Raw genomic sequence first — 25,601 nt, 5'->3', positions numbered from 1 at the left:
CGGCATGGCACGCATCTTCCTTGTCCTGGCTGTCGTGCTGGGTTGTTTCTGGTGGCTTCGCCAGCGCGCCGAGGCGCGCCTGCGGGAGGACCGCGCCGCCCGGCACGGTCCCGCGCAAGGCTCGCCGGCGCGCAACCAGCCTGCCCCTGCGCAGGAAGCCATGGTGCAATGCGCGCGCTGCGGGGTGCATCTGCCGCAGGGCGAAGCGATCGCCTACCGCGGCTTGCACTACTGCCGGCGCGCCCACCTGCCGGCCGATAGCGATCCGGACAGCCCTGCCGCATGAACGGGCCTGCCTCGTTCTGGTCCCGCCTGAATGCCTGGCACGCCCTTGCGGCGATGTGGCGCCAGCCCGAACCTCCTGAATTCCACTGGCGCTTGCTGCGCTATTTCTGCTGGACCCGGCTGGCCGTAGCCGCGCTGCTGCTGGGCTACGCCTGGCTGCCGGCGCAGCGCGCCGAGGCCGAGCGAGCCGCGCAGGCGCTGGCCACTGGACTGGGCAGCGGGTTCGGCAGCGGCCTGGCCGCGCTGCCGCTGGCCGTGCCCTACGCCGTGATGGCGCTGGGGATGTTGGTCGCCACGCTCTGGTGGCGCCGCGGCTTTCACCTGCGGGTGCGCTTCCAGGTGCTGGCCGACCTCGCCCTGCTTGGCCTGATCTTTCACGCGCAGGGCCAGCGCGGCGAGGGGCTCGCCATGATCTTCCTGTTGCCTGCGCTGCAGGCAGGCGCGCTCACCAGCCTGCTGTTCGCGCTGTTCGCTGCGGCAGTGTCCGCGCTGGTGGTGATGAGCGCCCCCTTCGCGCAGACCTTGCTGTTGCGCCAGGCCGACACGGGTTTGCTGGGCTCGGGGCTGTACGGGCTGGTCTTCATGATCGCGGCCTCTCTGATGTACCTGCTGGCCAACCGCCAGCTCGCGCAGGAGCGGCTGGCGCTGGCGCGCGAGCAGGAGCTGCGCCTGCAGCAACTGGTCAACCGCCTGATGGTCAACGACATGCAGGACGGGGTGATGCTGCTGCGTGCCAACGGCGTGGTGGTGGCGGCCAACCCGGCCGCGGTGGTGCTGCTGGGCGTGCAGCCTGCCGAACGGGGCAAGCATTCGGAGACACCCGCCAACGGGCGCGATGCGCTGTTCGACCTGCGCCAGATCCCCCGCCTGCAGCCGCTGATGGAAATGCTGCGCGACTGGGTGCGCAGCAAGGACGATGCGCCTCGCATCCTGCAATTGCTGCCGCTGCCGTCGCGGCCATCCTCGGGGCGCGGCCCCATCCTGCACACGCGGCTGCGGCTGCGCTTCTTGCTGCCGGGGCTGGCCAGCCTGCGCTCCACCTTCGCGTCCTCGATGTCGGTCTCGCTGGGTGCCCAGAACGCCATGAACACAGGCACCTGGAACGAGCTGTCGCCAGAGGCGGCGGCCCGGCTGCGCCTGGCCATCGCCCAGAGCGAGGCCATGGCCTGGCGCCCGGAGGACGAGGCCTTGCTGCGCAGCGAGATGCGCGACACGGTGCTGGTCCATATCGAAAGCTGGGAGCGCATTGCCGAGCAGGTGCAACAGGAGAAGCTGGCTGCCATGGGGCGCCTGGTGGCCAGCGTGGCACACCAGATCCGCAATCCGCTGGCGGCCATCAGCCAGGCCAGCGAGCTGCTGGCCGAAACCAGCCGCCGGGCCGCGCGCCCGGGCGAGGCGGGGCGCGCGGAGGGCGACGTGGATGCGCGGCTGCTGCGCATCATTCACGACAATGTGCGCCGGCTCGACCAGGTGGTGTCGGACGTGCTGCAGATGTCGCGCCGCCCGCGCACCGAGCGCACCACGGTGGATCTGAACCAGGCGCTGCCGGAGATCGTCGGCCGCTGGCGGCTGGAGATGCGCGCCCGCTCCACCAGCCACGACCCGGTCGGCGCGCGGCGCGTGCCGCGTCCGGCCGAGATCAACGCCAACGCCATCCGGCTCACGGTGGACGTGGCGCGCCCGGTCATCTTCGATGCCTCCCAGTTGCAGCAGGTGCTTGGCAACCTGCTCGACAACGCCTGGCGCTACTGCAGCCGCCTGCCCGGGGCGATCCGCCTGCTAGCCCATGCGCTTGACCAGCACCATGCCGAGCTGATCGTCTGGAACGATGGCGTCGAGGTGTCGCGCGAGCACCAGCGCACCTTGTTCGAGCCCTTCTTTACCAGCAACGCCCAGGGCACCGGCCTCGGGCTGTTCATGGCGCGCGAGCTATGCGGCGCCAACGACGCCCAAGTGCGCTACGGCACCATTTCGATCGACGCGCTGCTGGCGCAGACCGGCATGCTGGCGCCGGCCACACGCGATACACTGCCGGCCAAGGCTTTTGTCCTGACCTTGCGCATCGAAGCGCCGGACAGCGCGGGTGGCTGAGCCGCGCCGGCATGCCCGGCCACCCGATCAGCCACTCGTTTAGTCGCCGCCCCGACCCCATTTCGCCAGATCGCCAGACGCAGACCCATGCCCCTCAAGACGCCAGGCCCCGACCCGATTCTCGTCATCGACGACGAGGCCGACCTGCGAGAACTGCTCGATATCTCGATCCGCCGCATGGGCCACGAAGTGGTGCTGGCCGGCTCGCTGGCCGAGGCGCGCCAGCAGCTCGCCGCGCGCCGCTATAGCCTGGTACTGACCGACATGCGGCTGGGCGACGGGCTTGGCATCGATATCGTGCGCCAGCTCTCGAGCGCGCCGGAGCGGGTGCCGGTGGCTGTGATCACCGCCTACGGCAGCGCCGACAATGCCGTGGAGGCACTCAAGGCGGGCGCGTTCGACTACATCGCCAAGCCGGTCTCGCTGGACCAGCTGCGCAGCCTGATCCTGAATGCCCTGGGGCGCCAGCAGCGTGACGGCGCCGAGGGCGGTGACGGCAGCGAGGGCGGCAGCGGGGCGCAGGAAACCGTGGACCGCGCCGTCAACCTGCTTCCCGGCCATTCTCCGGCCATGCACGAGGTGCGCCGCTCGCTCTCGCGGCTGGCGCGCAGCATGGCGCCGATCGTCATCAGCGGCGAGTCCGGCAGTGGCAAGGAGCGTGCGGCGCGTGCCATCCACGCGGTCAGCGCGCGCGCGGCGCATCCCTTTATCGCGGTCAATTGCGGCGCCATCCCCGAGACCCTGATGGAGTCGGAGTTCTTTGGCCATGTGAAGGGCGCCTTCACCGGGGCCGACGCCGAGCGCGGTGGCTTCTTCCAGGCTGCCAATGGCGGCACGCTGCTGCTCGACGAGGTGGCGGACCTGCCGCTGGCGATGCAGGTCAAGCTGCTGCGCGTGCTGCAGGAGCGGCGCGTGCGCAAGATCGGCGCGAGCCGCGAGGAGAGCGTGGACGTGCGGGTGCTGTGTGCCAGCCACAAGGATCTTTCCGCGATGGTCGCCTCCGGCCAGTTCCGCCAGGACCTGTTCTACCGCCTCAACGTGCTGGCGCTGCGCATGCCCACGCTGCGCGAGCGGCGCGAGGATATCCCGGTGCTGGCCAGCGCCATCCTGGAGTACCTGGCGGTGCGCTATGGCGATCCCCGTCCCAAGCGGCTGGCGGCGGCCGCGCTGCAGCGGCTGTCCGACTATCCGTTCCCGGGCAATGTGCGCGAGCTGGAAAACCTGCTCGAGCGGGCCTATGCCTTCGCCGAGGGCAATACCATCGAGGTGGACGACCTGGGCCAGATGGATGCGGGCATGGGCCATTCGGCCATGCCACGCCCGCCCGCGCCGCACGCCTACCTGGCCTCGGCGGCTGCGCCGGCAGCGTCCGGCTTGCGGCCGGGCGCCATGCAGGAGCTTGCGTACGATGCGCACGCCGAATCCCGGGACGGCGCGCAGCCCGATCTGTTTGCGCAACCCGCGACACCTCGGGCCGTGGAGGCGGCCGCAGACGCTTGCCGAGCCACCTTCCCGATCGACCTGCCCGGCCGGCTCGAAGCGCTAGAGCGCGACCTGATCCTGCAGGCGCTGCAGCAGACCGGCTTCAACCGGACAGCCGCCGCGCCGCTGCTGGGCCTGAGCTTTCGCCAGTTGCGCTACCGCATCCAGCAGCTTGGCATCCGCGAGGGCCGCGATGACCCGGCTGACGGCGCCGCTGAAACCAGCGAAGCGCTGCGCGACGGGCTGCTGGCGGCGGATGGAGATCGCCATGCCTGACCTCGACCAGGCCGCCCAGGCAGCCCAGTCCGCGCCGGGCTCGCGATTCGTCCCCGACCCGGCGGGCTGGGTGCCCGCGGCGCGCCAGGTGCCGTCCCCCAATTTCGACGCCCGGCCCGCGCACATGCCGGTGGACCTGGTGGTGATCCACAACATAAGCCTGCCGCCCGGGCAATTCGGCAGCGGCGATATCGAAGCCTTCTTCCTGAACCGTCTCGACCCGTCGCGCCATCCGTTTTTCGAGACGATCCATCAAGTGCGGGTGTCGGCGCATTTCCTGGTGACGCGAGGGGGCGAGCTGGTCCAGTTCGTGTCTTGCCTGGACCGCGCCTGGCACGCCGGCCAGTCCGAGTTCTTCGGCCGGCCACGTTGCAACGACTTTTCCATCGGCATCGAGGTGGAAGGCAGCGACGACCAGCCGTTCACGTTGGCCCAATACCACACCACCGCAGCGCTGGTGCGTGCCCTGCTAGGCACCTATCCGGTGCGGGCCGTGGCGGGGCACAGCGATATCGCGCCGGGGCGCAAGACGGATCCGGGGCCACATTTCGACTGGGCGGGCTTTGCCGCCGCAGCCGGCGTGGCGCCCGCGCAACTGCCTTACCGCAAAGAACAGCCCTGAGGCAAGGCCAACAAGCGAGGTCTAGGGGAAAGCCGCGATCTGGGGAAAACCCTGATAAAGTCCGCGCCTATCGAAGAGGTCAGGTCAATCAAAAAAATTTCGCGTCATGGTGCGGTAACGAACCGTCGGGCGGATTCCCTTGCGTCTCTTGGGCTAGCGGGTATGGCGCAGCGCCGCATGCCATGCCGGCACTGGAATTCGCGCCAAAAAGGCGCTTGTCAAGACTGGTGAATCCGCTCCGTTTCACTATACTTAGTCCAGTTTTTCGCATCGACCACTAGATCTAGTGGTGCTTTCGGGGAGTCGGCCTAGGTGTGCAGTTACCGCCGCAGCAATGGCTGCGGTCCGCCGAAGGGCCGGCGCATCACAAGAGTCCCAGCAGAATCCAGCAATAGCAGCGCGCCCTCCCGGGTAAGGCCGGCCGGCGTGTCTGAGCCTTTTTGCGCATTTTGCCCGGGACTCTTTGTCACTCATAAAACACGGGTCAGAACAGGAGTTCCTCATGCAGACAGCCCAGAACGAAATCTCCACCGGCGCAACTGGCGCCGGTGCAGCAGCGAACGCGCAGTCGAGCCCCGCTACTGCCGCCGCTGGCAGCTACCAGGACTACAAGATCATCCGACGTAACGGCGCCGTCGTGGCGTTCGAGCCGAGCAAGATCTCGGTCGCGGTGACCAAGGCCTTTCTCGCCGTCAACGGCGGACAGGGCGCCGCTTCGGCGCGTGTGCGCGAAGTGGTCGAGCAAGTGACCCAGAATGTGGTCCGCGCGCTGCTGCGCAGCCGCCCTAACGGCGGCACCTTCCATATCGAAGACGTGCAGGATCACGTCGAGCTTGCGCTGATGCGCTCGGGCGAGCATGAAGTGGCCCGCGCCTACGTGCTGTACCGCGAGAAGCGCACCCAGGAACGCGCCCAGGCAAACGCCCAGGCGGTGGCCCGCGTGCAGGAAGGCGGCGCCACGTTCAACGTGACCGATGCGGGCGTAGCCCGCGTGCTGGACCTGGGCGCGCTGCATGGCCTGATCGACAACGCCTGCTCGGGCCTTGGCGATGCCGTCAGCGCCGAGCCGATCCTCAAGGAAACGCTGAAAAACCTGTACGACGGCGTGCCGATGACCCAGGTCTACGACTCCGCCATCCTGGCCGCGCGTACCCTGATCGAGAAGGACCCGGCCTACAGCCAGGTCACCGCGCGTATCCTGCTGCACACCATCCGCAAGGAAATCCTGGGCGCCGAAGTGACCCAGACCGAGATGGTGTCGCGCTACGCCGACTACTTCCCCAAGTTCATCGCGCGCGGCATCGAAGCCGAGCTGCTGGACGAGAAGCTGGCCACCTATGACCTGGTCCGCCTGGGCGCGGCACTGGACGCCCAGCGCGACTTCCAGTTCAACTACCTGGGCCTGCAGACGCTGTACGACCGCTACTTCCTGCACATCGACGAGACCCGCATCGAAATGCCGCAGGCATTCTTCATGCGCGTGGCGATGGGCCTGGCGCTGGGCGAGAAGGACCGCGAAGCCCGTGCCATCGAGTTCTACCAGCTGCTGTCGTCGTTCGACTTCATGTCGTCCACGCCGACCCTGTTCAACTCGGGCACCCGCCGCTCGCAGCTGTCGTCGTGCTACCTGACCACCGTGTCGGACGACCTGGAAGGCATCTACGAGGCGCTGAAGGAAAACGCGCTGCTGTCGAAGTTCGCCGGTGGTCTGGGCAACGACTGGACCAATGTGCGTGCCCTCGGCTCGCACATCAAGGGCACCAACGGCAAGTCGCAAGGCGTGGTGCCGTTCCTGAAGGTGGTGAACGACACCGCCGTGGCGGTCAATCAGGGTGGCAAGCGCAAGGGCGCGGTCTGCGCCTACCTGGAAACCTGGCACCTGGACATCGAGGAATTCCTCGAGCTGCGCAAGAACACCGGCGACGATCGCCGCCGCACCCACGACATGAACACGGCGAACTGGATTCCCGACCTGTTCATGAAGCGCGTGATGGAAGCCGGCGAATGGACCCTGTTCTCGCCCGCCACCTGCCCGGACCTGCACGACCTGGTCGGCAAGGCATTCGAAGAAGCCTACCTGGGCTACGAAGCCAAGGCCGCCCGTGGCGAGCTCAAGCTGTTCAAGAAGATCCCCGCCATGCAGCTGTGGCGCAAGATGCTGGGCATGCTGTTCGAGACCGGCCATCCCTGGATCACCTTCAAGGATCCGTGCAACATCCGCAGCCCGCAGCAGCACGTGGGCGTGGTGCACAGCTCCAACCTGTGCACGGAAATCACGCTCAACACCAACGACAGCGAGATCGCCGTTTGCAACCTGGGTTCGGTGAACCTGGTCGCCCACCTGAAGCAACAGGCCGACGGCACCCAGGTGCTCGATCACGCCAAGCTCGAGAAGACCATCCGCACCGCGATGCGCATGCTCGACAACGTGATCGACATCAACTACTACGCGGTCGAGAAGGCACGCAACTCCAACCTGCGCCATCGCCCGGTCGGCATGGGCATCATGGGCTTCCAGGACTGCCTGCACATGCTGCGCCTGCCGTACGCCAGCGACGCCGCGGTGCAGTTCGCCGACACTTCGATGGAAGCGGTGTGCTACTACGCCTACCGCGCCTCCAGCGAGCTGGCGGAAGAACGCGGGCGCTACAGCACCTATGAAGGCTCGCTGTGGGATCGCGGCATTCTGCCGCAGGACTCGCTCAAGCTGCTGGCCGAAGAACGCGGCGGCTACCTGGAAGTGGATCATTCCTCGACCATGGACTGGGACAGCCTGCGCGCGCGCATCAAGCAGCACGGCATGCGCAACTCGAACTGCATCGCGATCGCGCCGACGGCAACGATCTCGAACATCATCGGCGTGTCGGCCTGCATCGAACCGACCTTCCAGAACCTGTACGTCAAGTCCAACCTGTCGGGCGAGTTCACGGTGGTCAACGACTACCTGGTGCGCGACCTGAAGGCACGCGGCCTGTGGGACGAAGTCATGGTCGCCGACCTGAAGTATTTCGACGGCAAGCTGGCCCGCATCGACCGCATTCCGCAAGACCTGCGCGACATCTACGCGACGGCCTTCGAAGTCGAGCCGAGCTGGCTGGTGGAAGCCGCCAGCCGCCGCCAGAAGTGGATCGACCAGGCACAGTCGCTCAACATCTACATGGCCGGCGCCTCGGGCAAGAAGCTGGACGACACCTACAAGCTGGCCTGGCTGCGCGGCCTGAAGACCACGTACTACCTGCGCACGATGGCAGCCACCCACGTGGAGAAGTCCACCGTGTCGCGCGGCTCGCTCAACGCCGTGTCGTCGGGTAGCGACAGCGGCATCAGCGCCGCCGGCATCGACCAGGCCGCCGCCTCCGCACCGGCCATGCCGGAAGCCGAAGGCGCGGTCTGCACGATGCGCCCGGGCGACGCCGGTTTCGACGAGTGCGAAGCCTGCCAGTAATTCGCCAGTAAGTCGCCAGTAAGTCGCCAGTAAGTCATTACCTGCCCTGATCCTCGCTGCGCCGCTCGCGCGGCGAGGACAGCGGCAAACCAAAGCATTCCACGGAGAACCACACCATGCTGAGCTGGGACGACGACGTTCAAGCCACCCCGCAGGCTGCCCCGCAGCCCGAGCCGAATCCCACCGCCACGCCTGCTGCCGCACGCTCTGTCGACCAGCACGGCGTGCTGCCGCCGGCCGCCACGCAGCCGGCCGGCACGGGTATCCTCGGCAACCTGCCGGCGTCCGACGCGCCGACGGACCGCCGCGTGAACGCCGCCGACAAGCGCGTCATCAATGGCTCGACCGACGTCAACCAGCTGGTGCCGTTCAAGTACAAGTGGGCCTGGGAAAAATACCTTGCCGGCTGCGCCAACCACTGGATGCCGCAGGAAATCAACATGTCGCGCGACATCGCGCTGTGGAAGGACCCGAACGGGCTGACCGAAGACGAGCGCCGCGTGATCAAGCGCAACCTCGGCTTCTTCGTGACCGCCGACTCGCTGGCCGCCAACAACATCGTGCTGGGCACCTACCGCCAGATCACCGCGCCGGAATGCCGCCAGTACCTGCTGCGCCAGGCCTTCGAAGAAGCGATCCACACGCACGCCTACCAGTACATCGTGGAGTCGCTCGGCCTCAATGAAGCCGAGATCTTCAATGCGTACCACGAAGTGCAGTCGATCCGCGACAAGGATGAGTTCCTGATCCCGTTCATCGACACGCTGACCGACCCGGCCTTCAAGACCGGCACGCCGGAGAACGACCAGAAGCTGCTCAAGTCGCTGATCGTGTTCGCCTGCATCATGGAAGGCCTGTTCTTCTACGTGGGCTTCACGCAGATCCTGGCCATGGGCCGCCAGAACAAGATGACCGGCGCCGCCGAGCAGTACCAGTACATCCTGCGCGACGAGTCCCTGCACTGCAACTTCGGCATCGACCTGATCAACCAGATCAAGCTCGAGAATCCGCACCTGTGGACCGCCGAGTTCAAGGAAGAGATCACCGCGCTGTTCAAGAAAGCCGTGGACCTCGAATACCGCTACGCCGAGGACACCATGCCGCGTGGCGTGCTGGGCCTGAACGCACCGATGTTCAAGGGCTACCTGCGCTTCATCTGCAACCGCCGCTGCCAGCAGATCGGCCTGGAGCAGCTGTTCCCGAACGAGGAAAACCCGTTCCCGTGGATGAGCGAGATGATCGACCTGAAGAAGGAACGCAACTTCTTCGAGACGCGCGTCATCGAGTATCAGACCGGTGGGGCGTTGTCCTGGGATTGAGCGTGGTGAATGCCGCCACGCAGAAAGAAAAGAGCTCCTTCGGGAGCTTTTTTCTTTGCGCTTGCATAAGCGATCAGCGATCAGCGATCGGCGGTGCGGGCCAGCATCAGCCCGCAATCCGCCTTAACGCCTCCTCGATCGCCCGCGTCTCGCTCGGTCGCACCAATCGCGCCACCTCCACGCCGTCGCGCATGAACACCAGCGTGGGCCATAGCTTGACCCGGAACGAGCGGCCGAGCGGCTTGCCGCTGCCGTCCTCGACCTTGATATGGGCAACCGCCGGATGGCTGGCCATGGCGCTGGCCAGGTGGGGCTGCGCCCGCATGCAGTAGCCGCACCAGGGCGCGCCGAACTCGATCACGGCCGGGCCTTTGATGGCGTCGATTTCGGCCCGGGCCGGCTCGCGCAGGTCATACACGTCGGTCATCGTCATAGGGAATCCTCTCGCCTGTCCAAATGGGCATGCACGGATTGTATGGCCGCGGCTGGCTGCAACGGATCCTGCCTTCAGGCCTGCGAGCCCTGCGGTATCTCGGGGGCCGCGGGCTTGCCCCAGCGCACCGTGGCCAACAGTGATGCCGCCACGATCAGCCCGCCGCCTGCCCACGCCGCAGCGGAGATGCGCTCTGCCAGCCACAGGCTGGCGAACAACGCGCCGAAGGCGGGCTCGCTGCCCATCAGCAGCGCTACCCGCGTGGGGCTGCTGCGCCGGATGGCGTAGTTCTGCGCAAAGAAGGCGAATAGCGTGCAGGCGGCGACCAGCCACAGCACGTAGCCCCAGAACGCGGGGTGGCCAGAGAACGACGGCAGGGGCTGCCATTGAGCGGGCACCAGCGCCAGTGCCACGCCCGCGCTGCCGACGGCGACCACGCCGGATTGCACCGCCGTCATCGTCAGCGCCGGCATGGACCGGCCTCGCACCAGCCGCTTGGTCGCGCAGACCATCAGCGCGCGCAGTACGGCGGCAGCAAGGATCAGTGCGTCGCCAAGGTTGAAGCCCAGTTCGCCGTGGCCCGCCAGCAGCCACGCGCCCAGCAGGGAGAGCGCCACCGCAGCCCATTCGATACGGCTTGGACGGCGCTTGAGCAGCAGCCACTCCGCCAGCGGCGTCAGCACCACGCACAGGCTGATCAGGAAGGCGGCGTTAGCGGCGCGCGTTAGCAGCACGCCGAAGGTTTCGCACAGGAAGATGCCGAGCAGCAGCACGCCGGTGCCCAGCACTCCGCGCAGGGTGGCGGGGTTGGTGCGGCGCAGCGCGGCCAGCGTGGGCGAGAGCACCACGAAGGTGATGCCAAAACGTAGCGTCAGCAGGCCGAGCACCGGGTAGAAGACCAGTGCGCTCTTGACGATGCCGTAGCTGCTGCCCCAGACCACGGCGACCGCGAGCAGCATCAGGTCGGACAGCAGTAACAGGTTTTTTGGCGCGGGCATGGTGGGCCTTGTGCATTCGGTCCTGCATTGTGCCGCTTTGCATCCACGGTGATAATCGGGTCGGAATGCAAAGCCTTTATGCCGCATATGCATTAATCCGCCTCTGCCCGCCGCGAGCCGCCTCATGAACCAAGCTGATCTCTTTGCCTTGCTGCCCGACATGGCGGTGTTCGCGCGCGTGGTCGACGCGGGCAATTTTTCTGTTGCCGCGCGCCAGCTTGGCAGCACACCGTCCACTGTCAGCCGCCAGATCAAGCGCCTGGAGGAGGCACTGGCCACGCGCTTGCTGGAGCGCTCGACCCGCAAGGTGCGCATGACGGAATCGGGCGCCGAGGTGTACCGCTATTGCCGCGACGTGGTGAGCGCCGCGGCGGGGGCGCTGGACGCCGCCGGCCATGTGGTGGGCCGGCCGCAGGGCAGGGTCAGCGTCAGCGCGCCGACCGCATTTGCCAAGACGGTGATCCATCCGCTGGTGCCGGCTTTCCTGCAGGCTTATCCGGACGTGGACCTGCAGTTGCTGTTTACCGACCACGAGGCCGATCCACTTGCGGACGACCTCGACCTGGTGATCCGGCTGACCGAGCACCCACCGCCCGGCCTTGCCGGGCGCCGCCTGGGCGCGGTGCGCTGGGTGCTGTGCGCCTCGCCCGCCTATCTGCGCGCGCGCGGCACGCCGGCGCAGCCGCGCGATCTCGCGCAGCACGATTGCCTGTACCTGGGGGAAACCGCAGACGATAACCGCTGGCGCTTGCGCCGCGACAGCGAGACGCAAACCGTGACGGTGAGCGGGCGCTATATCGCCAACCACGCTGGCGCGCGGCTGGAGGCGGCGCAGCAGGATCTTGGCATCGCCAGCCTGCCCGAGTTCACCGCGGCCCTTGCCTTGCAGGCCGGCGATCTGGTGCAGGTGTTGCCAGACTGGGAATTGCAGGCACGCGCCTACGTGGGGACGGTGTGGCTGCTCTACCCGCCCAACCGCTTCCTGCCGCCCAAGGTGCGGGCATTGATCGATTACCTGGCCGCGCACATCGGCGGCGCGGGCTGACTTGCCGCTCAGCGTGCGCCTGCCGGCCCCTGCTGCGAGCGCTGGTAGTCGCCCCGGGGATACGCCCACCAGCCTGGTGAAATCTCGCGTCAGGTGGGCTTGGTCGAAGTAGCCGGGCTCCACCATGTTCAAGCCATCGATGCGAAGCTGGCAGCAGAGCAGGGCGGCTGAGCGCCCGCCGCGCCTATAGCTCCAGCACGATCCGCTGGCATTTCGCGCGCGAGCAGCAGGCCATCATCTTGGTGTTGGCCTCGCGCTCCGCGCGCGTGAGCACCACGTCGCGGTGGTCGATTTCGCCGGCCAGCACGCGCACCTCGCAGGAGCCGCACAGGCCTTCCTCGCAATCGCTCTGCATGTCGATGTTGGCGGCGCGCAGCGCGGCCAGCAGCGTCTGGCCCGGGGCGACCGCGACGACGATGCCGGAGTCCTTCAGCTCGGCTTCGAACGCCTGCTCCTGGCCCGGATCCAGCGTGGCCAGCGTCGACTCGAAATGTTCGATGCGCAGCGCATCGCCGGGCCAGCCGGCGCACTGTTGCTGCAGTGCTGCCAGCATGCGCGCGGGGCCGCAGGCGTAGATCTGCGTATCCGCCTGGGGCTGCCCGAGCAGGCTGGCGAAGTCGTTGCGCCGGCCTTCATCCTTGACGTAGACATGCAGGCGGTCGCCGTGCAGTGCGATGAGCTCGTCGAGCAGCGCCATGGACGCACGCGAGCGCCCGCTGTAGTGCAAGGCGTAGTCCATGCCGAGCGCCTTGGCGCGTCGCGCCATGGCGCTGACGGGCGTGATGCCGATGCCCCCGGCGATCAGGATCAGCCTGCCCGCGGCCTCATCCAGCCGGAAATGGTTGCGTGGGCCGCGGATCTTCAGGCGGTCGCCGGCCTTGGCGCTGTCATGCACCCAAGCGGAGCCGCCACGGCCTTGCGCTTCGCGCAGCACGGCGATCTCCAGCGCACTGTTGTCGTCCGGGTCGCCGCAAAGGGAGTATTGCCGCGACAGTCCGGTGCCGCCGCATTCTACGTCGATGTGCGCGCCCGGCGCCCAGCGCGGCATCGGCTTGCCATCGGGCGACACCAGCCGCAGCCGGACAATGCCCTCGGCCGCCCGGGTCGCGCTGGCCACCACCACCGGCCGGCTGATTGCATGCCCCAAAGGCTCGCCAATGCGCACCGGCACTTGTACTTCCAGCAGCGCGGGGTTGGCGCGCTCGGGGTTTTGCTTCGGGTCCCATTCCACCCACATGTGCTCGGGCCCGCGGAACGAGGTGTTCGGCACGTAGCTGAATGACTGCTCTGCCAGGCGCATATGGGGCAGGCGCCGCGTGAGTTCCTCCAGGAAGACCTGCATCTCCATGCGCGCCAGGTTCTTGCCCATGCACTGGTGCGAGCCGTAGCCGAAGGTGAGCTGGTCGCTGGCGTTCTCGCGGCGGATGTCGAAGAGATCCGCATCGGCGAAGTGCCGCTCGTCGTGGTTGGCCGAGGACGTCACGATCAGCAGCTTGGCGCCGGCGGGAATGTCGACGCCGCCGACCTGCACGTCGCGCGTGGCCAGGCGCCGCCAGGCCGCCACCGAGCCGTTGTGCCGCAGGCATTCCTCTACCGCGTTCGGGATCAGGCCCGGGTCTTCGCAGATCTCCTGCCAGGCGCGTGGATGCTGCAGCAGCAGCTTCATGGCATTGGCCGTGGCGTTGGCCGTGGTTTCATGCGCGGCGACAATGCCGGCCATCATCATCGAGTGCAGGTAGGAGTCGGTGACGATCTCCGGATACTCCACCTGCTTGCGGATGCCATAGCGCATCCAGCCTGGGCCGGACGGGTCCTGCCGCATCTTGTCGAGGATCTTGCCCGCCAGTTGCCAGAAGTTGCCCACGGCATGCGCGACTTCGACCTGTTCCTCCGGCCTGGGCCGGCCCCAGGTATTGACGGTATGCGCGATGGAGTATTTGCGCAGCAGGTCCATGTCTTCCTCGGGCACGCCGAGAAAATGCAGCGCCACGGTCAGCGGCACCTCCCACAGCATCTGGTCGACCAGGTCGGCGCGGCCGTCGTCGACAAAGCGGTCGACATACTCGCGCGCCAGCTTGCGCACCATTGGCTCGTGATGCTTGAGTTCTTCGGGCGTAAACGGCGCCATCAGCACGCGGCGGCGCGGCATGTGCGCTGGCTCGTCTTCGTTGACCAGCGTGCGGTTCATCGCGTAGCCGTAGGACGCCAGCACGGCGTTGGCTTGCGGCCCTGTCGGCGTGATCTTCTCCAGCGCGATGGAGGGGCTGAAGGTGAGGTTGTCGCGAAAGATCGCCTTGATGTCGTCGTAGCGCGTCACCACCCAGTAGCCCAGCTTGGGGCTGTAGAAGACCGGCTCCTGCTCGCGCGCCCAGCGCACGTACTCGGGCGGGTCCTGCTGGTAGCCATCCTCGAAGGGATCGAAGCTGGCCGCGCCCGGGCTGACCGGGCAGCCGGTGGGCGAGCGCTGCGCCGTCAGCAAGCGATGGTCAACGGGACATCCCGAGGCGTGTGGATTGGGGGTGGCGTTGGCCATGCCTGTTGCTCCGTGTTCTCGTTTGCGAAGGGGCGGGTGCGGTGCGCCGCGGTTACTCCAGCGTGATCTTCAGGTCGCGGATCAGCTTGTGCCAGCGGGTGGTCTCGCTGCGCAGCAGTTCGGCGTATTGCCCGGGCGTGTTGCCGACCGGTTCCACGCCGAAGTCCACCAGCCGCTTGTTCACGGCCGGGTCCTTGATCGCGGCCACCACCTGCTTGTTCAGCGTGGCGACGATCTCCGGCGGCGTGGCGGCCGGCACCACCATGCCCACCAGCGCGGCGGCCTCCACGTTCTTGTAGCCTGCCTCGGCAAAAGTCGGCACGTCCGGCAACTGGGGCAGGCGGGTCGGGTTGGCCACGGCCAGCGCCTTGACCTTGCCGCCCTTGATGAAGCCCGCGCCCGCGGCCAGGTCGACCATCATGGCCGGGACCTGGCCGCCGGCCACGTCGGCCAGCGCGGGCGCCGCGCCGCGATAGGGCGCGTGGACCATGTTCAGCCCTGCCTCAACCTTGAGCAGTTCCATGGCGAGATGGTGCGGGCTCCCGGCACCGGCCGAGGCGTAGTCGATGCCGCCCGGCTTGGATTTGGCGCGGGCGACGAACTCCTGCACGGTGTTGACGCTCATGCCCGGACCCACCACCAGGATCATCGGAAAGCGGCCCAGCAAGGTGACTGGCGCCAGGTCCTTGACCGGGTTGTAGGAAAGCGTTTTGTACAGCGCCGGGTTGAACACCAGCGTGCCGTTGTCCGCCGACAGCACCGTGTAGCCGTCTGCCGGCGCGCGTGCGGTTTCCGCTGCGCCGATCGCGATATTGCCACCCGGCTTGTTGTCCACCAGCACGGGCTGGCCAAGCCGGGTCGAGAGGGCCTGGCCGATGGAGCGCGCCAGGAAGTCCGAGCCGCCGCCGGCTGCGTACGGCACGATCCAGCGCACCGGCTTGGCGGGGTAGGCCGGCTCGGCGGCAGCGGTGGCCGCCAGCATGGGGATGGCGGCCAGGCCAAGGCCCGCGGCGATGCATTTGCGTATTGTGATCATCTTGTCTCCTGTTCCCGTTTTGGGTGCCGGTCGAGGCGTGGCGCAGACCGGCATTTTTTATGCGTAAATGATATACGCATTGCGTAATATAACGATGCGGGTTAACGTGGGTTTGATGCCGCAGCGCCATGCACGGCACTAGAATCTCCGCCCATGAAGACAAGAATCGACCCAAGCGCCTCACGCATCTCAGGCGATCTCGCTGATCCCGCCGAAGCCGCCACGCCCGCTGAGCCGCCGGCGCGCGAGCGCCGCCAGCGCGTGCAGTCGGCGCAGACCGGCATGACGGTGCTCAAGGGCCTGGCCAACCTCGGCGGGCGCGCCAGCCTGACCGCGCTGGCTGCGCATATCGGCGAGAGCCCGGCCAAGGTGCACCGCTACCTGGCCAGCCTGATCGACGAGGGGCTGGTGGCGCAGGCGTCGGCATCGCAGCAGTATTTCCTGGGGGTGGAGGCCATGCTGATCGGCCTGGCAGCAATGCGGCAGGTCGATCCGATCCGGATCGCCGAGCCGTCGCTGGTCCGCCTGCGCGAGAGCCTGGACGTGACCTGCTTTGTGGCGGTGATGGGCAACAAGGGCCCGACCATCGTGCGCTTCGAGGAGCCGGGGCTGCCCGTGACGGTCAATGTGCGGGTGGGTTCGGTGATGCCGATGCTGTGGTCGGCCACGGGCCGCGCGCTGCTGGGCTTGCTCGACGAGCCGCGCGTGCGGGCGATGGCGGAAGAAGAACTCGCGGCGGCGCCGGCGGACCTGCGCGCGCAACTGGATCGCGATGACCCCATCGGCGTGCTGCGGCGCGAAGTGCAAGCCGCCGGGTGCGCGGTGGTGCGCGATACCAACCTGAAGGGCATCAGCGCCGTGGCGGCGCCGCTGTACGACTACACGGGCCGCATCTGCGCGGTGCTCACGGCGCTGGGCGCCACCGGCGGCTTCGATGCGTCGATGAATGGGCCCATCGCCGTGGCTGTGCGCCATGAGGCGCAGGTCGCCAGCGGGTTGCTGGGCTACGGCGCGGCGCCGCCGGGCGGCGGCGCCTGAATCCAGGTTGAACCGGCCTGGGCGGCCCGCTGACGCGCTGGCTTACAGCTTGCGTTCGCCGCCGAGCGCGGCGGTCAGGTCCGACAGCAGGTTGGCCAGTTCGCCGGCCATCATGGTGAAGTCGCCGTCGAAGCGTTCCTCGTCGTCGCGGGCGCTCGGGTCGGCCTGCTCCTTGATGACATCCAGCGGCGCCACGCGCTTGATGGTCAGCGACTCGGTGAGCACGAAGGACACACGGTCGTTCCAGGTCATCGCCAGGCGCGTGCAGCGCTTGCCGGCGGCAATGTGGCGGCGCAGGTCCTCGGCATCCAGCGGATGGCGCACATAACGCACCGTGGCCTTGCTCTCGGCGCTGGATTGCAGCTCCATTTCCTGGTCGAGGGTGAAGCCGGCCGGGGCCGTGTCGGTGGCCAGCCAGTCGGTCATGGCGGTGACCGGCGACTGGTTCACATGCAGGTTGTCCAGCGGCAGCGGGTCGATGGCCTTGAACAGCAGGCCGCGCACTTCATCGGCCTTGGCCGGGGCGGCGGCGTCGATGGCGAGCCAGCCGTTGACCGGGTCGATCCACACGCGGGTGTCGCGCCGGATGCTGAACGCGCGTGGCAGCAGTTCTTCGGTGACCTGCTCCTTGAGCTCGCGCATCTGCTTGCGGCCCGGCTTGAAGCCTTGCTGCTCTTCCAGTTCCACGGCGCGGGCCTTGGTGACCTGGTTGACCACGGTGGACGGCAGCAGCTTCTTTTCGGTGCGCATGGTCAGCAGCAACTGCTTGCCGACCTGGTGGACGAGCGCGCCGTTGTCACGCGGCGAGGCCCAGCCCTGGGTTTGCATCTCCAGGCTGGTGCCAGGGAAAAATGCGTGGCGCGCCAGGCATTCCTCGACCTCTTCGGCGGCGAGGGACCACGGTGCGGACAGACGGTGCAGCTGGAGATTCTTGAACCACATGTGAATTCGGCCAAAGGGACGGATTCTAGCCGGTTAGCGTGGCGCATGCGGTAACAATGCGTGAGGGAGTCTGGCCGGTGTGGCGGCGCCGTGGCAGCAGGGCCGGAAAAAGTCAGGGGCCGGGCTGCCTTCGCAACCCGGCCCCGCACACAGGCCGGCGCCAGGCCGGCACGCTGCGTGGTCTCAGATGTCGAGCTTGCTGATCTTCGAGCCTTCCAGGCTCACGCCGGCCATCAGGCCCGCGTTGGTGACCACGAAGCCAACGATGGGCTGCTGCGCGGTATTGGTGTCCAGGGTGCCATTGGCGCCAATCTTGGCCAGCGCCACGGTGGCGTCCACACCGGCGGTCCAGCCGCTGCTGGCAACGAACTTGTCGAGTGCTTCCTGGGTCATGAACATCAGGACGATGGCCTTGGATTGCGCACCGATCTGCCAGCCGACCGAGCCCGAGATGATGCGGTAATAGCCACGGTTGGCGCCGCCCACGCGCAGCGCGCCATCGCCATATTCGCCACCCACGACGAAGCCGGCCGAGAGGACGTTGGGGAAGACCAGGATGCCGCGCGCGCGGTTGGCGAGTTCGCGCGAACCCTTCGCCGTCTCGTACAGCTTGTTGAGCGTGCCATCCACGCCGCCATCGATCTCGCGGCGCTTGGCGGCCTTGTCGGTGGGCGCATTGGGTGTGGTCGTACACGCGCCCAGCAGGCCAGAACTTGCCACCACCAGTCCAGCCCCTACCGTCAGAAACGATCTGCGTTCCATGCTCACTCTCCTGATTGTTTTACCTCTCACTGCACCGGATACTCCGGAGCCACTCCACGCACCCTACAGGATAGGCGTAATCGGCACTTGCAGAAACTTGAAATCTCGCCGCATGCCGGATTTTGGGGTTTTTCCGAAAAGCCGGTGTACTCCCATCGTTTCTATAGAAATATACAAAGCATTCTCGCGAATGGCTGTAGGACGGAGGCTGCATTTTTGGAGCGCGGTGTCCTACAAGCACGGCCGCGTCGCAACAACCTGTTTCATCCGGGCAGGAACCCGGACATGCCAGATAAGTCCATGACATATGAAATCCGTTCTCCATCTCATCCCCCTCATCCCCGTCGCCTTGCTGGCAGCGGCTTGCGCTTCGCACGCGCCCGCCAATCCACAAGCCTCCGCCGAAGCCAACGAGCAATGGCAATCGCTGCGCGCGGCTTACACGACGTGCGCCAAGGATCAGGCCGATGCCGGCATGGCCAGCAGCGCCTCCGCGCAGGATCTCGCCAGGGTGGCGCTCAAGGCGTGCCGGCCCCGGCTCGATGCCATGCACGCGGCGTTTCGCGATTACCTGGATGCACAGATGGTGTCCTCGCATGGCCGCGACGGCGCGCGCCAGGCTGCTGACCGGGTGAGCCAGGATACCGAAGCCAAGACCCGCAACTACCTGGTCCGCTACGTCGAGCGCGAGCGCTATACCGCCAAGGCGCAATAACGCGGCGAGGCCTGCGCTTGCGTTCCGATTGCACTGCGGTTGCGCTGCGGTTGGGGGCTGCGGCACGGCTGTGGTGTAATGCGCGGGCACCGGCGCGCATTCCTGCCCGTACCTGCTCGCCAGGCCGTCGCACGCCACCTACCTGCCTCCACCTTATTGCGGTCCCTTCCCGATGACTCTTTCCCCCGAACGCTTGCAACTTGCCCATGAGCGTTTTCTCGCCGACAACCCCGAAGTGGTGGCGCTGCTCAAGGTCATCACCCCGCGCCACGCTCGCGCTGTCGGCATGAGCGTGGAAGCCTTCCAGCTCTCTGAGCTGGAGCGCGCCATTGGACGCGAAGCCAGGCTCCGGCGCCTCACCGTCGAGGAGCTGCTGCTGGTGTACCTGGGCGAGCGCGCGGCGCCGGCGCCGCGGCGCTAGCCGCGCGGCCCAGCGCTGGCCAGTTACGCCGCCAGGCCGGCCGGCTCCAGCGCATGCAGCTCTCCCAGCATGGTCGGGATCAGCTCGGACACCGTTGGGTGGATATGCATGGCGCGCTGGAGCACCGTGTACGGCGCGCACGCATACATCGCGTCGAGGATGCAATGGATCACCTCGTCGCCGCCCACGCCCAGCACCGCCGCGCCAAGGATCTCGCGGCTGTCGGCATCGACCAGGATCTTCATGAAGCCTTGCGTCTCGCCTTTTTCCACCGCGCGGCCAACCCGCGTCATCGGCCGCATGCCAACCAGCACATTGCGCCCGGACCGGCGCGCCTCGGCCTCGTTCATGCCCACGCGCCCCAGCGGCGGGTCGGTGTAGAGGGCATAGGCGGGGATGCGGTCGCCGAGCGTGCGGGGCGGCTCGCCGGATGCCGCGTCCAGCAGGTTGGCCGCGACGATCTCGAAATCGTTGTAGGCGGTATGGGTGAAGGCGCCGCGCCCGTTGCAGTCGCCCATGGCCCAGATGCCGGGCACATTGGTGCGCAACTGCTCGTCCACCTGGATGTAGCCACGCGCATCCACGGCGATGCCGGCGCGGTCCAGGCCAAGATCGTCGGTATTGGGCCGCCGTCCCACCGCCAGCAGCACGTGCGAGCCGACGATCTCGGGCGCGCCTTGCGCGCAATCCATCTTCACCACGACCTCGGCGCCGCGCTGTTCCAGCGCGATGCACTCGGCATCGAGGCGCAGCGCGATGCCCTCGGCGGCGAGGATGCCGCGCACGGCGTCGGACACATCGGGATCCTCCCGCTCGATCAGGCGCGGGCCGCGCTGCACGATGGTGACCTCGCTGCCGAAGCGGCGAAACATCTGGCCGAACTCCAGCCCGATATAACTGCCGCCCACTACCAGCAGGTGCCGCGGCAAGGTGTCCACGCGCATCATGCCGGCGTTGGTCAGGTAGTCCACCTGTTCGATCCCGGGCATCGGCGGCGCAGCGGCACGCCCGCCGACGTTGATGAAGATATTGCGAGCTCGCAGCAGGGTGTCGTTCACGCGCACAGTGTCCGGGCCCTCGAAGCGCGCGTGGCCGAGATGGACGGTGCCATGTTCCAGCATGCGCACCCACGTTTCCACGCCGTGCATGGACTTGCCGACGACGCCGTCCTTGCGCGCCTTGACGCGAGCCATATCCACCGTCACAGGCCCGGTGGGCACCACGCCGTACTCGGCGCCGCGCCGGGCCAGGTTAGCCGCGTAGGCGCTCGCCACCATGGTCTTGGTGGGGATGCAGCCAGTGTTGACGCAGGTCCCGCCGAACGACTGGCGCTCGATCACGGCCACCTTCTGGCCGGCCGCGCTCAGGCGCGCCGCCAGCGGGGGGCCGGCCTGGCCGGTGCCGATGATGATGGCGTCGTAGTCGAGTGTCATGGCGGGGGCTCCTGGGCATCACAACATCACAGCATCGCCAGCGGGTGCGGGCCGTCCGGTGGCTGGAAGGCCGCGTCCAGCTCGGCCAGTTGCTGCGCGGAGAGTCGCAGCGCGAGTGCGCCGTGGTTCTCGCGCAGGCGCTCGCGGTGGCTGGTCTTGGGAATCGCGATGACGCCCTGCTGCGCCAGCAGCCAGCCCAGCGCCGCCTGCACCGGGCTGATGCCATGTTTCTTGGCAAAGCCTGCAAGCCGGGGATTGCGCAGCAGCGTGGCTTGCTCGATCGGCGAGTAAGCCATCAACGGAACGCCATGCTCGCGCAGCCAGGGCAGCAAGTCCCACTCGATGCCGCGCCGCGTGAGGTTGTAGAGCAACTGGTTGGCCGCTACCTCCTTGCCGCCGGGCACGCGCCACAGAGCGCGCATATCGTCAAGGTCGAGGTTGCTGACGCCGAAGTACCGGATCTTGCCGGCCTTGCGCAGCGCCATGAAGGCCTCCATGGTCTCCGCCAACGGTACGCCCCCACGCCAGTGCAGCAGGTACAGGTCGAGGCGGTCGGTGCCCAGGCGGCGCAGGCTGCGTTCGCAGGCGGCCACCGCGCCGGTGCGCCCGGCGTTGTGCGGGTACACCTTGCTGACCAGGAAGACCTCGTCGCGCCGGCCGGCGATGGCTTCGCCGACCAGTTCCTCCGAGCGGCCATCGCCGTACATCTCGGCGGTGTCGATGAGCGTCAGGCCCAGGTCCAGCCCGAGACGCAGCGTGGCAAGTTCTTCCGCGCGCGCGGCCGGCTGATCGCCCATGTTCCAGGTGCCCATGCCGAGCGCGGCAACGCTTTCGCCGCCGGGCAGACTCACGGTTTTCATGCGGTGTTCCGGTGGGAAGTGCAGGGTGGAGCATCCGGCATGTGGCGCGCAAAGCGCACGCTCACGGCCGGCTACCCACTCACACTAGGTAAGGATGGCGCGATCCACAAGGCGCGGCGCGCGCCGCCGCGTTCAGGCCAGGCCGGTCACGTAGTAGACCGTGATCACGAAGAGCACGGCCAGCGTCTTGATGACGGTCACCGCGAAAATGTCGCGGTAGGACTCCCGGTGCGTCAGGCCCGTCACCGCCAGCAGGGTGATCACGGCGCCGTTGTGCGGCAGCGTATCCATGCCGCCGCTGGCCATGGACACCACACGGTGCAGCACCTCGAGCGGAATGCCGGCGGCCTGCGCGCCGTGGATGAACGTGTCCGACATGGCGGCCAGCGCGATGCTCATGCCGCCCGACGCCGAGCCGGTGATGCCCGCCAGCGTGCTGACAGACACGGCGGCATTGACCAGCGGGTTGGCGATGCTCTTGAGCGCATCGCTGACGACCAGGAAGCCGGGCAGCGCGGCGATCACGCCGCCGAAGCCATACTCCGAGGCCGTGTTCATGGCGGCCAGCAGCGCGCCGCCGATGGCACTCTTGCTGCCCTCGGCAAAGCGCTCACGCACCGCGCCGAACGCCGTTGCCACCACCACCACGATGCCCAGCAGCAGCGCCGCCTCCACCGCCCAGATCGCGGTCACCGTGGCGATCTGGGTCTCCACGGGCTTGGCCAGCCCGGGCAGCGACACGCTGTAGCTGCTGCCGTACCACTGCGGAATCATGCGCGTGAAGACGAAGTTGGCCACGCCCACCACCACCAGCGGCAGCAGCGCCAGTGCCGGATGCGGCAGGTGGCCGGTCTGGCTGCGCTCCGGCTCATTGCGCAACGCTGCGCCGTAGCCCTCGCCGCGTGCCATGGCCGCGCGGCGGCGCCACTCCAGGTAGCCCAGGCCCACCCCGATGATGAACAGCGAGCCGAGCAGGCCTAGCACCGGCGCTGCCCAGGTCGTGGTCTTGAAGAAGGTGGTGGGGATGATGTTCTGGATCTGCGGCGTGCCCGGCAGCGAGTCCATGGTGAACGAGAACGCGCCCAGCGCAATGGCGCCCGGCATCAGCCGCTTGGGGATATTGCTCTGCCGGTAAAGCTCCGCCGCGAACGGATAGACGGCGAACACCACCACGAACAGCGAGACGCCGCCATAGGTCAGCAGCGCGCAAACGGCGACGATCACCGCATTGGCACGCGAGCGGCCTATATAGCGGATGGCCGCAGCCACGATGGACTCCGAGAAACCCGACAGCTCGATTACCTTGCCGAACACGGCGCCCAGCAGGAAGACCGGGAAATACAGTTTGACGAAGCCGACCATCTTCTCCATGAAGATGCCGGAGAAGACCGGCGCCACGGCGGCGGGCTCGGTCAGCAGCACGGCGCCAAGCGCGGCCACCGGGGCGAACAGGATGACGCTGTAGCCGCGGTAGGCCGCAAACATCAAGAAGGCCAGGGCGGCCAGGACGATGAGGAAGGACATCGGTTCTCCTTGTGGTTCCTCCGCGCGCGCGGCGCTCGTGGCACCGTGCGCGGCAGATCAGGTGCCGACTTTGCCACAATTTGCTGCACTGCGACAATGTCCTGTCTCAAAGGCTCGCATTTCGCCGTCGTCCGTAGCCTGGGCTCAGCCGTGCTGGTAGCGGTATTCCTGGGACAGGCCACCGTAGCCGTAGGTGGCGGCGCGCGCATCCACCACGTGGATGTATGAAACCGGATGTACGTTGCCGATCAGCTCCGAGAGGGCCTCGAACACGGCCTTCAGGTACTGCGCTTTCTCGGCCTTGGTGTTGGTTTCGTCCGTTACGCTGATGTCGAGGTGAAAGGCGTTGCGGCCAAGCTCCGAGAGCGGCTCGCCGCCAATGATCCAGGCGTCGTGGTCGATGTACTGCACGGAAACGACGGTGACCTCCGGCTTCTTGCCGAGTACGCGCTGGGTCAGTTCGGCTACGGCGGCGGCGCTGCGGCGGGTCAGCGATGCATTGGGCTTGCCGGAAATCTGCAGGTTGATGTGGGGCATGACGGACTCCTTCATTCTTGCGGTTTCACTGGGTTGGCTGGGTTTGGCTCAGCGGGGAAGTGATGCCAGTCTAGGTGTTTGCCTTCCATCGGAAAAACGGGAATTTACGATACCATCCATCGTTAATGCCGAAATGAGATGGGGGCCCGCCATGCGCGTACTTGAACTCGACCAGCTACGCACGTTCGTGACCGTGGCGGACGCCGGCAGCCTGTCCGCCGCGGCGCCTCGGCTGTTCCTGTCGCAGTCCTCGGTCAGCGAGCAACTGCGCAAGCTGGAGGAGCGCGCCGGCGTGCCGCTGCTCACGCGCGGCAAGCAGGGCGCGGCGCCGACACCCGCCGGCACGCGCTTGCTCGAGCATGCGCGGCGCATCCTCGCGCTGTCCGAGCTGGCGCTGCAAGACCTGCGCGGCCACACGCTGGATGGCGAGTTGCGGCTCGCGGTGACGGACTACTTCCGACCGGGCGAGATTGCCGGCATGCTGCGCGGGCTGCGCGAGCGCTATCCCTACCTGCGGCTGCATGTACAGGTGACGAAAAGCAGCGTCATCGATGCGGGAATGCACACCGATGATTTCGATATCGGATTGTCGATGCGGTTGCCGGGCAAGGGGGGAGGCCAGCAGGCTGGCGCCAAGGGCGTGCGCGGCACCGTGCTGCGCCGCGAAGCGCTGGCCTGGGTCGCGGCGCAGGGCGAGGCGGAGCGCGTGAGCGGCCCGCTGCCGCTGGTGCTGCTGCCCGATACCTGCTCGCTGCATCAGTTCGTGGTGCAGACGCTGCGGCGACGGCGCCTGGACCACGTGATCGCCCATTCCGCCTCCGGCGTCGCTGGCCTGCATCTGGCGCTGGCTGCCGGGCTTGGCGTCTCGTGCCTGAACGAGTCGGCGATCGGGCCGGGCGTGGCGCGGATCGATGCCGCTACGCTGGCCAGGCTCAAGCTGCCGGCCCTGCCCACGGCGGAATTTTTCCTGCTGCCTGCACGGGCCGGGGAAGCGGCACTGGTCGGGAAGGTGAGGACAGCGCTGGCGGAGCAGTTCGCATAACCGCGCGGTGGATGGACTCGTCCCCTTTCAGGTTTCGGTCCACTGCCGCAGCAGGTTGTGGTAGCAACCCACCAGAGAGCGCCGCGCACCATCGTCGGCGCCGGTCTGGTTGAGTTTCTGGATCGCGTTGTCGAGGTCGAACAGCAGCGCGCGCTGCGCGTCGTCGCGCACCAGGCTCTGGATCCAGAAGAAGCTCGCCACGCGCGTGCCGCGCGTGATCGGTGTGACCTGGTGCAGGCTGGTGGCGGGATAGATCACCATGTCGCCGGCTTCCAGCTTGACGCTGTGGGTGCCGTAGGTGTCTTCCACCTGCAGCTCGCCGCCGTCATAGCTGGCGGGGTCGCTGAGGAAGAGCGTGGCCGAGACGTCGGTACGCAGCTTGCGGCCATTGTGCGGATGAATGCGCACGCTGCCGTCCACATGGGCGCCGAAGGTCATGCCCTCGCTGTAGCGGTTGAACATCGGCGGGTAGACGATATTGGGCAGCGCGGCGCTGATGAACAGCGGATTGCGCTCGAGCATGCCAAGGATCAGGTGCTGGCACTGCTGTGCCACTTCGGCGCGCTCGTCGATCTGCTGGTTGAACTTGACCGGCGCGCCGGAGTAGCCGGCCGATACGCGGCCATCCACCCAGGCCGTGCCGGCCTGGTCGAGATGCTGGCGCAGCACGGCAAGCTGCTCCGCGTTGAGTACCTTGGGAATGCAGACAAGCATGACGATCTCGACAGGGTTCGGCGCCAGCGCGCGGGAGGTTTCCGGCGC

At 67.3% G+C, this 25,601-nt stretch carries 22 protein-coding genes; 11 read left to right on the top strand and 11 right to left on the bottom strand.

What is annotated here, in order from left to right:
* Positions 1 to 4 precede the first annotated feature (4 nt).
* The 6 genes from RR42_RS17880 to RR42_RS17855 all read left to right on the top strand — a co-directional run bounded on the left by RR42_RS17880 (position 5) and on the right by RR42_RS17855 (position 9,520).
* Positions 5 to 286, top strand: coding sequence for a PP0621 family protein (locus tag RR42_RS17880; protein WP_043349709.1), 282 nt, complete (start codon positions 5 to 7; stop codon positions 284 to 286).
* On the top strand, positions 283 to 2,376 hold the full coding sequence (locus RR42_RS17875; protein ID WP_043349706.1) for a sensor histidine kinase: 2,094 nt from the start codon (positions 283 to 285) through the stop codon (positions 2,374 to 2,376). The genes RR42_RS17880 and RR42_RS17875 overlap by 4 nt, the downstream gene beginning before the upstream one ends.
* 87 nt (positions 2,377 to 2,463) lie before the next feature.
* The gene (locus tag RR42_RS17870) at positions 2,464 to 4,134 is read left to right on the top strand and encodes a sigma-54-dependent transcriptional regulator (protein WP_043349702.1); all 1,671 of its coding nucleotides are present in this window, start codon (positions 2,464 to 2,466) and stop codon (positions 4,132 to 4,134) included.
* Positions 4,127 to 4,756 (top strand): 1,6-anhydro-N-acetylmuramyl-L-alanine amidase AmpD, encoded by a 630-nt coding sequence (ampD, locus tag RR42_RS17865; protein WP_043349699.1) that lies wholly within the window; start codon positions 4,127 to 4,129, stop codon positions 4,754 to 4,756. The genes RR42_RS17870 and ampD overlap by 8 nt, the downstream gene beginning before the upstream one ends.
* A gap of 502 nt (positions 4,757 to 5,258) precedes the next feature.
* Positions 5,259 to 8,201: a ribonucleoside-diphosphate reductase subunit alpha gene (locus RR42_RS17860; RefSeq protein ID WP_043349696.1), complete on the top strand. Its 2,943-nt coding sequence runs from the start codon at positions 5,259 to 5,261 to the stop codon at positions 8,199 to 8,201.
* A gap of 116 nt (positions 8,202 to 8,317) precedes the next feature.
* Positions 8,318 to 9,520, top strand: coding sequence for a ribonucleotide-diphosphate reductase subunit beta (locus tag RR42_RS17855; protein ID WP_043349692.1), 1,203 nt, complete (start codon positions 8,318 to 8,320; stop codon positions 9,518 to 9,520).
* A gap of 106 nt (positions 9,521 to 9,626) precedes the next feature.
* On the opposite strand, the gene RR42_RS17850 is transcribed toward RR42_RS17855, so the two are convergent.
* Together RR42_RS17850 and RR42_RS17845 are read right to left on the bottom strand one after the other, a co-directional pair.
* Positions 9,627 to 9,953, bottom strand: coding sequence for a thioredoxin family protein (locus RR42_RS17850; RefSeq protein WP_173430692.1), 327 nt, complete (start codon positions 9,951 to 9,953; stop codon positions 9,627 to 9,629).
* A 74-nt stretch (positions 9,954 to 10,027) separates the two neighbouring features.
* The gene (locus tag RR42_RS17845) at positions 10,028 to 10,951 is read right to left on the bottom strand and encodes a DMT family transporter (protein ID WP_043349689.1); all 924 of its coding nucleotides are present in this window, start codon (positions 10,949 to 10,951) and stop codon (positions 10,028 to 10,030) included.
* Positions 10,952 to 11,075: 124 nt separating this feature from the next.
* Here RR42_RS17845 and RR42_RS17840 point away from each other — a divergent pair, with 124 nt between their 5' ends.
* Entirely contained in the window at positions 11,076 to 11,996 is a 921-nt protein-coding gene (locus RR42_RS17840) for a LysR family transcriptional regulator (protein WP_043349684.1), read from the top strand.
* Positions 11,997 to 12,180: 184 nt separating this feature from the next.
* Here RR42_RS17840 and RR42_RS17835 read toward each other — a convergent pair whose 3' ends face one another.
* A complete protein-coding gene (locus tag RR42_RS17835) occupies positions 12,181 to 14,529 on the bottom strand; it encodes a cytochrome P450/oxidoreductase (protein ID WP_043349681.1) in 2,349 nt (782 codons plus the stop codon).
* Positions 14,530 to 14,581: 52 nt separating this feature from the next.
* Positions 14,582 to 15,565: a Bug family tripartite tricarboxylate transporter substrate binding protein gene (locus tag RR42_RS17830; protein WP_043349679.1), complete on the bottom strand. Its 984-nt coding sequence runs from the start codon at positions 15,563 to 15,565 to the stop codon at positions 14,582 to 14,584.
* 153 nt (positions 15,566 to 15,718) lie between these two features.
* On the opposite strand from RR42_RS17830, the gene RR42_RS17825 reads away from it, so the two are divergent.
* On the top strand, positions 15,719 to 16,603 hold the full coding sequence (locus RR42_RS17825) for an IclR family transcriptional regulator (RefSeq protein WP_236701929.1): 885 nt from the start codon (positions 15,719 to 15,721) through the stop codon (positions 16,601 to 16,603).
* Positions 16,604 to 16,645: 42 nt separating this feature from the next.
* Here RR42_RS17825 and RR42_RS17820 read toward each other — a convergent pair whose 3' ends face one another.
* Both RR42_RS17820 and RR42_RS17815 read right to left on the bottom strand, forming a co-directional pair.
* The gene (locus RR42_RS17820; RefSeq protein WP_043349676.1) at positions 16,646 to 17,545 is read right to left on the bottom strand and encodes a recombination-associated protein RdgC; all 900 of its coding nucleotides are present in this window, start codon (positions 17,543 to 17,545) and stop codon (positions 16,646 to 16,648) included.
* Positions 17,546 to 17,728: 183 nt separating this feature from the next.
* Positions 17,729 to 18,307: a YSC84-related protein gene (locus RR42_RS17815; protein WP_043349674.1), complete on the bottom strand. Its 579-nt coding sequence runs from the start codon at positions 18,305 to 18,307 to the stop codon at positions 17,729 to 17,731.
* Between the two features lie 307 nt (positions 18,308 to 18,614).
* Here RR42_RS17815 and RR42_RS17810 point away from each other — a divergent pair, with 307 nt between their 5' ends.
* Positions 18,615 to 19,022, top strand: a complete 408-nt coding sequence (locus RR42_RS17810; RefSeq protein WP_043349672.1) for a hypothetical protein — start codon at positions 18,615 to 18,617, stop codon at positions 19,020 to 19,022.
* Positions 19,023 to 19,194: 172 nt separating this feature from the next.
* On the top strand, positions 19,195 to 19,443 hold the full coding sequence (locus RR42_RS17805) for a DUF6388 family protein (protein WP_144409844.1): 249 nt from the start codon (positions 19,195 to 19,197) through the stop codon (positions 19,441 to 19,443).
* Positions 19,444 to 19,466: 23 nt separating this feature from the next.
* On the opposite strand, the gene RR42_RS17800 is transcribed toward RR42_RS17805, so the two are convergent.
* The 4 genes from RR42_RS17800 to RR42_RS17785 form a co-directional block, all read right to left on the bottom strand.
* Complete coding sequence (locus RR42_RS17800) at positions 19,467 to 20,876, bottom strand: FAD-containing oxidoreductase (protein ID WP_043349666.1); 1,410 nt, start codon at positions 20,874 to 20,876, stop codon at positions 19,467 to 19,469.
* A 26-nt stretch (positions 20,877 to 20,902) separates the two neighbouring features.
* The gene (locus RR42_RS17795; RefSeq protein WP_043349662.1) at positions 20,903 to 21,736 is read right to left on the bottom strand and encodes an aldo/keto reductase; all 834 of its coding nucleotides are present in this window, start codon (positions 21,734 to 21,736) and stop codon (positions 20,903 to 20,905) included.
* A gap of 132 nt (positions 21,737 to 21,868) precedes the next feature.
* On the bottom strand, positions 21,869 to 23,260 hold the full coding sequence (locus tag RR42_RS17790) for a GntP family permease (RefSeq protein ID WP_043349659.1): 1,392 nt from the start codon (positions 23,258 to 23,260) through the stop codon (positions 21,869 to 21,871).
* 144 nt (positions 23,261 to 23,404) lie between these two features.
* On the bottom strand, positions 23,405 to 23,797 hold the full coding sequence (locus tag RR42_RS17785) for a tautomerase family protein (RefSeq protein WP_043349656.1): 393 nt from the start codon (positions 23,795 to 23,797) through the stop codon (positions 23,405 to 23,407).
* Between the two features lie 151 nt (positions 23,798 to 23,948).
* On the opposite strand from RR42_RS17785, the gene RR42_RS17780 reads away from it, so the two are divergent.
* Positions 23,949 to 24,839: a LysR family transcriptional regulator gene (locus tag RR42_RS17780; protein WP_043349654.1), complete on the top strand. Its 891-nt coding sequence runs from the start codon at positions 23,949 to 23,951 to the stop codon at positions 24,837 to 24,839.
* Positions 24,840 to 24,866: 27 nt separating this feature from the next.
* Here RR42_RS17780 and RR42_RS17775 read toward each other — a convergent pair whose 3' ends face one another.
* Complete coding sequence (locus RR42_RS17775; protein WP_043352326.1) at positions 24,867 to 25,553, bottom strand: Fe2+-dependent dioxygenase; 687 nt, start codon at positions 25,551 to 25,553, stop codon at positions 24,867 to 24,869.
* Positions 25,554 to 25,601 lie beyond the last annotated feature (48 nt).

It is taken from the genome of Cupriavidus basilensis, from assembly GCF_000832305.1.
In the GTDB taxonomy this organism is placed as follows: Bacteria; Pseudomonadota; Gammaproteobacteria; order Burkholderiales; family Burkholderiaceae; genus Cupriavidus; species Cupriavidus basilensis_F.
Note: the sequence above shows the minus strand (reverse complement) of the source record. Positions and strands in the feature narration are given on the sequence as shown.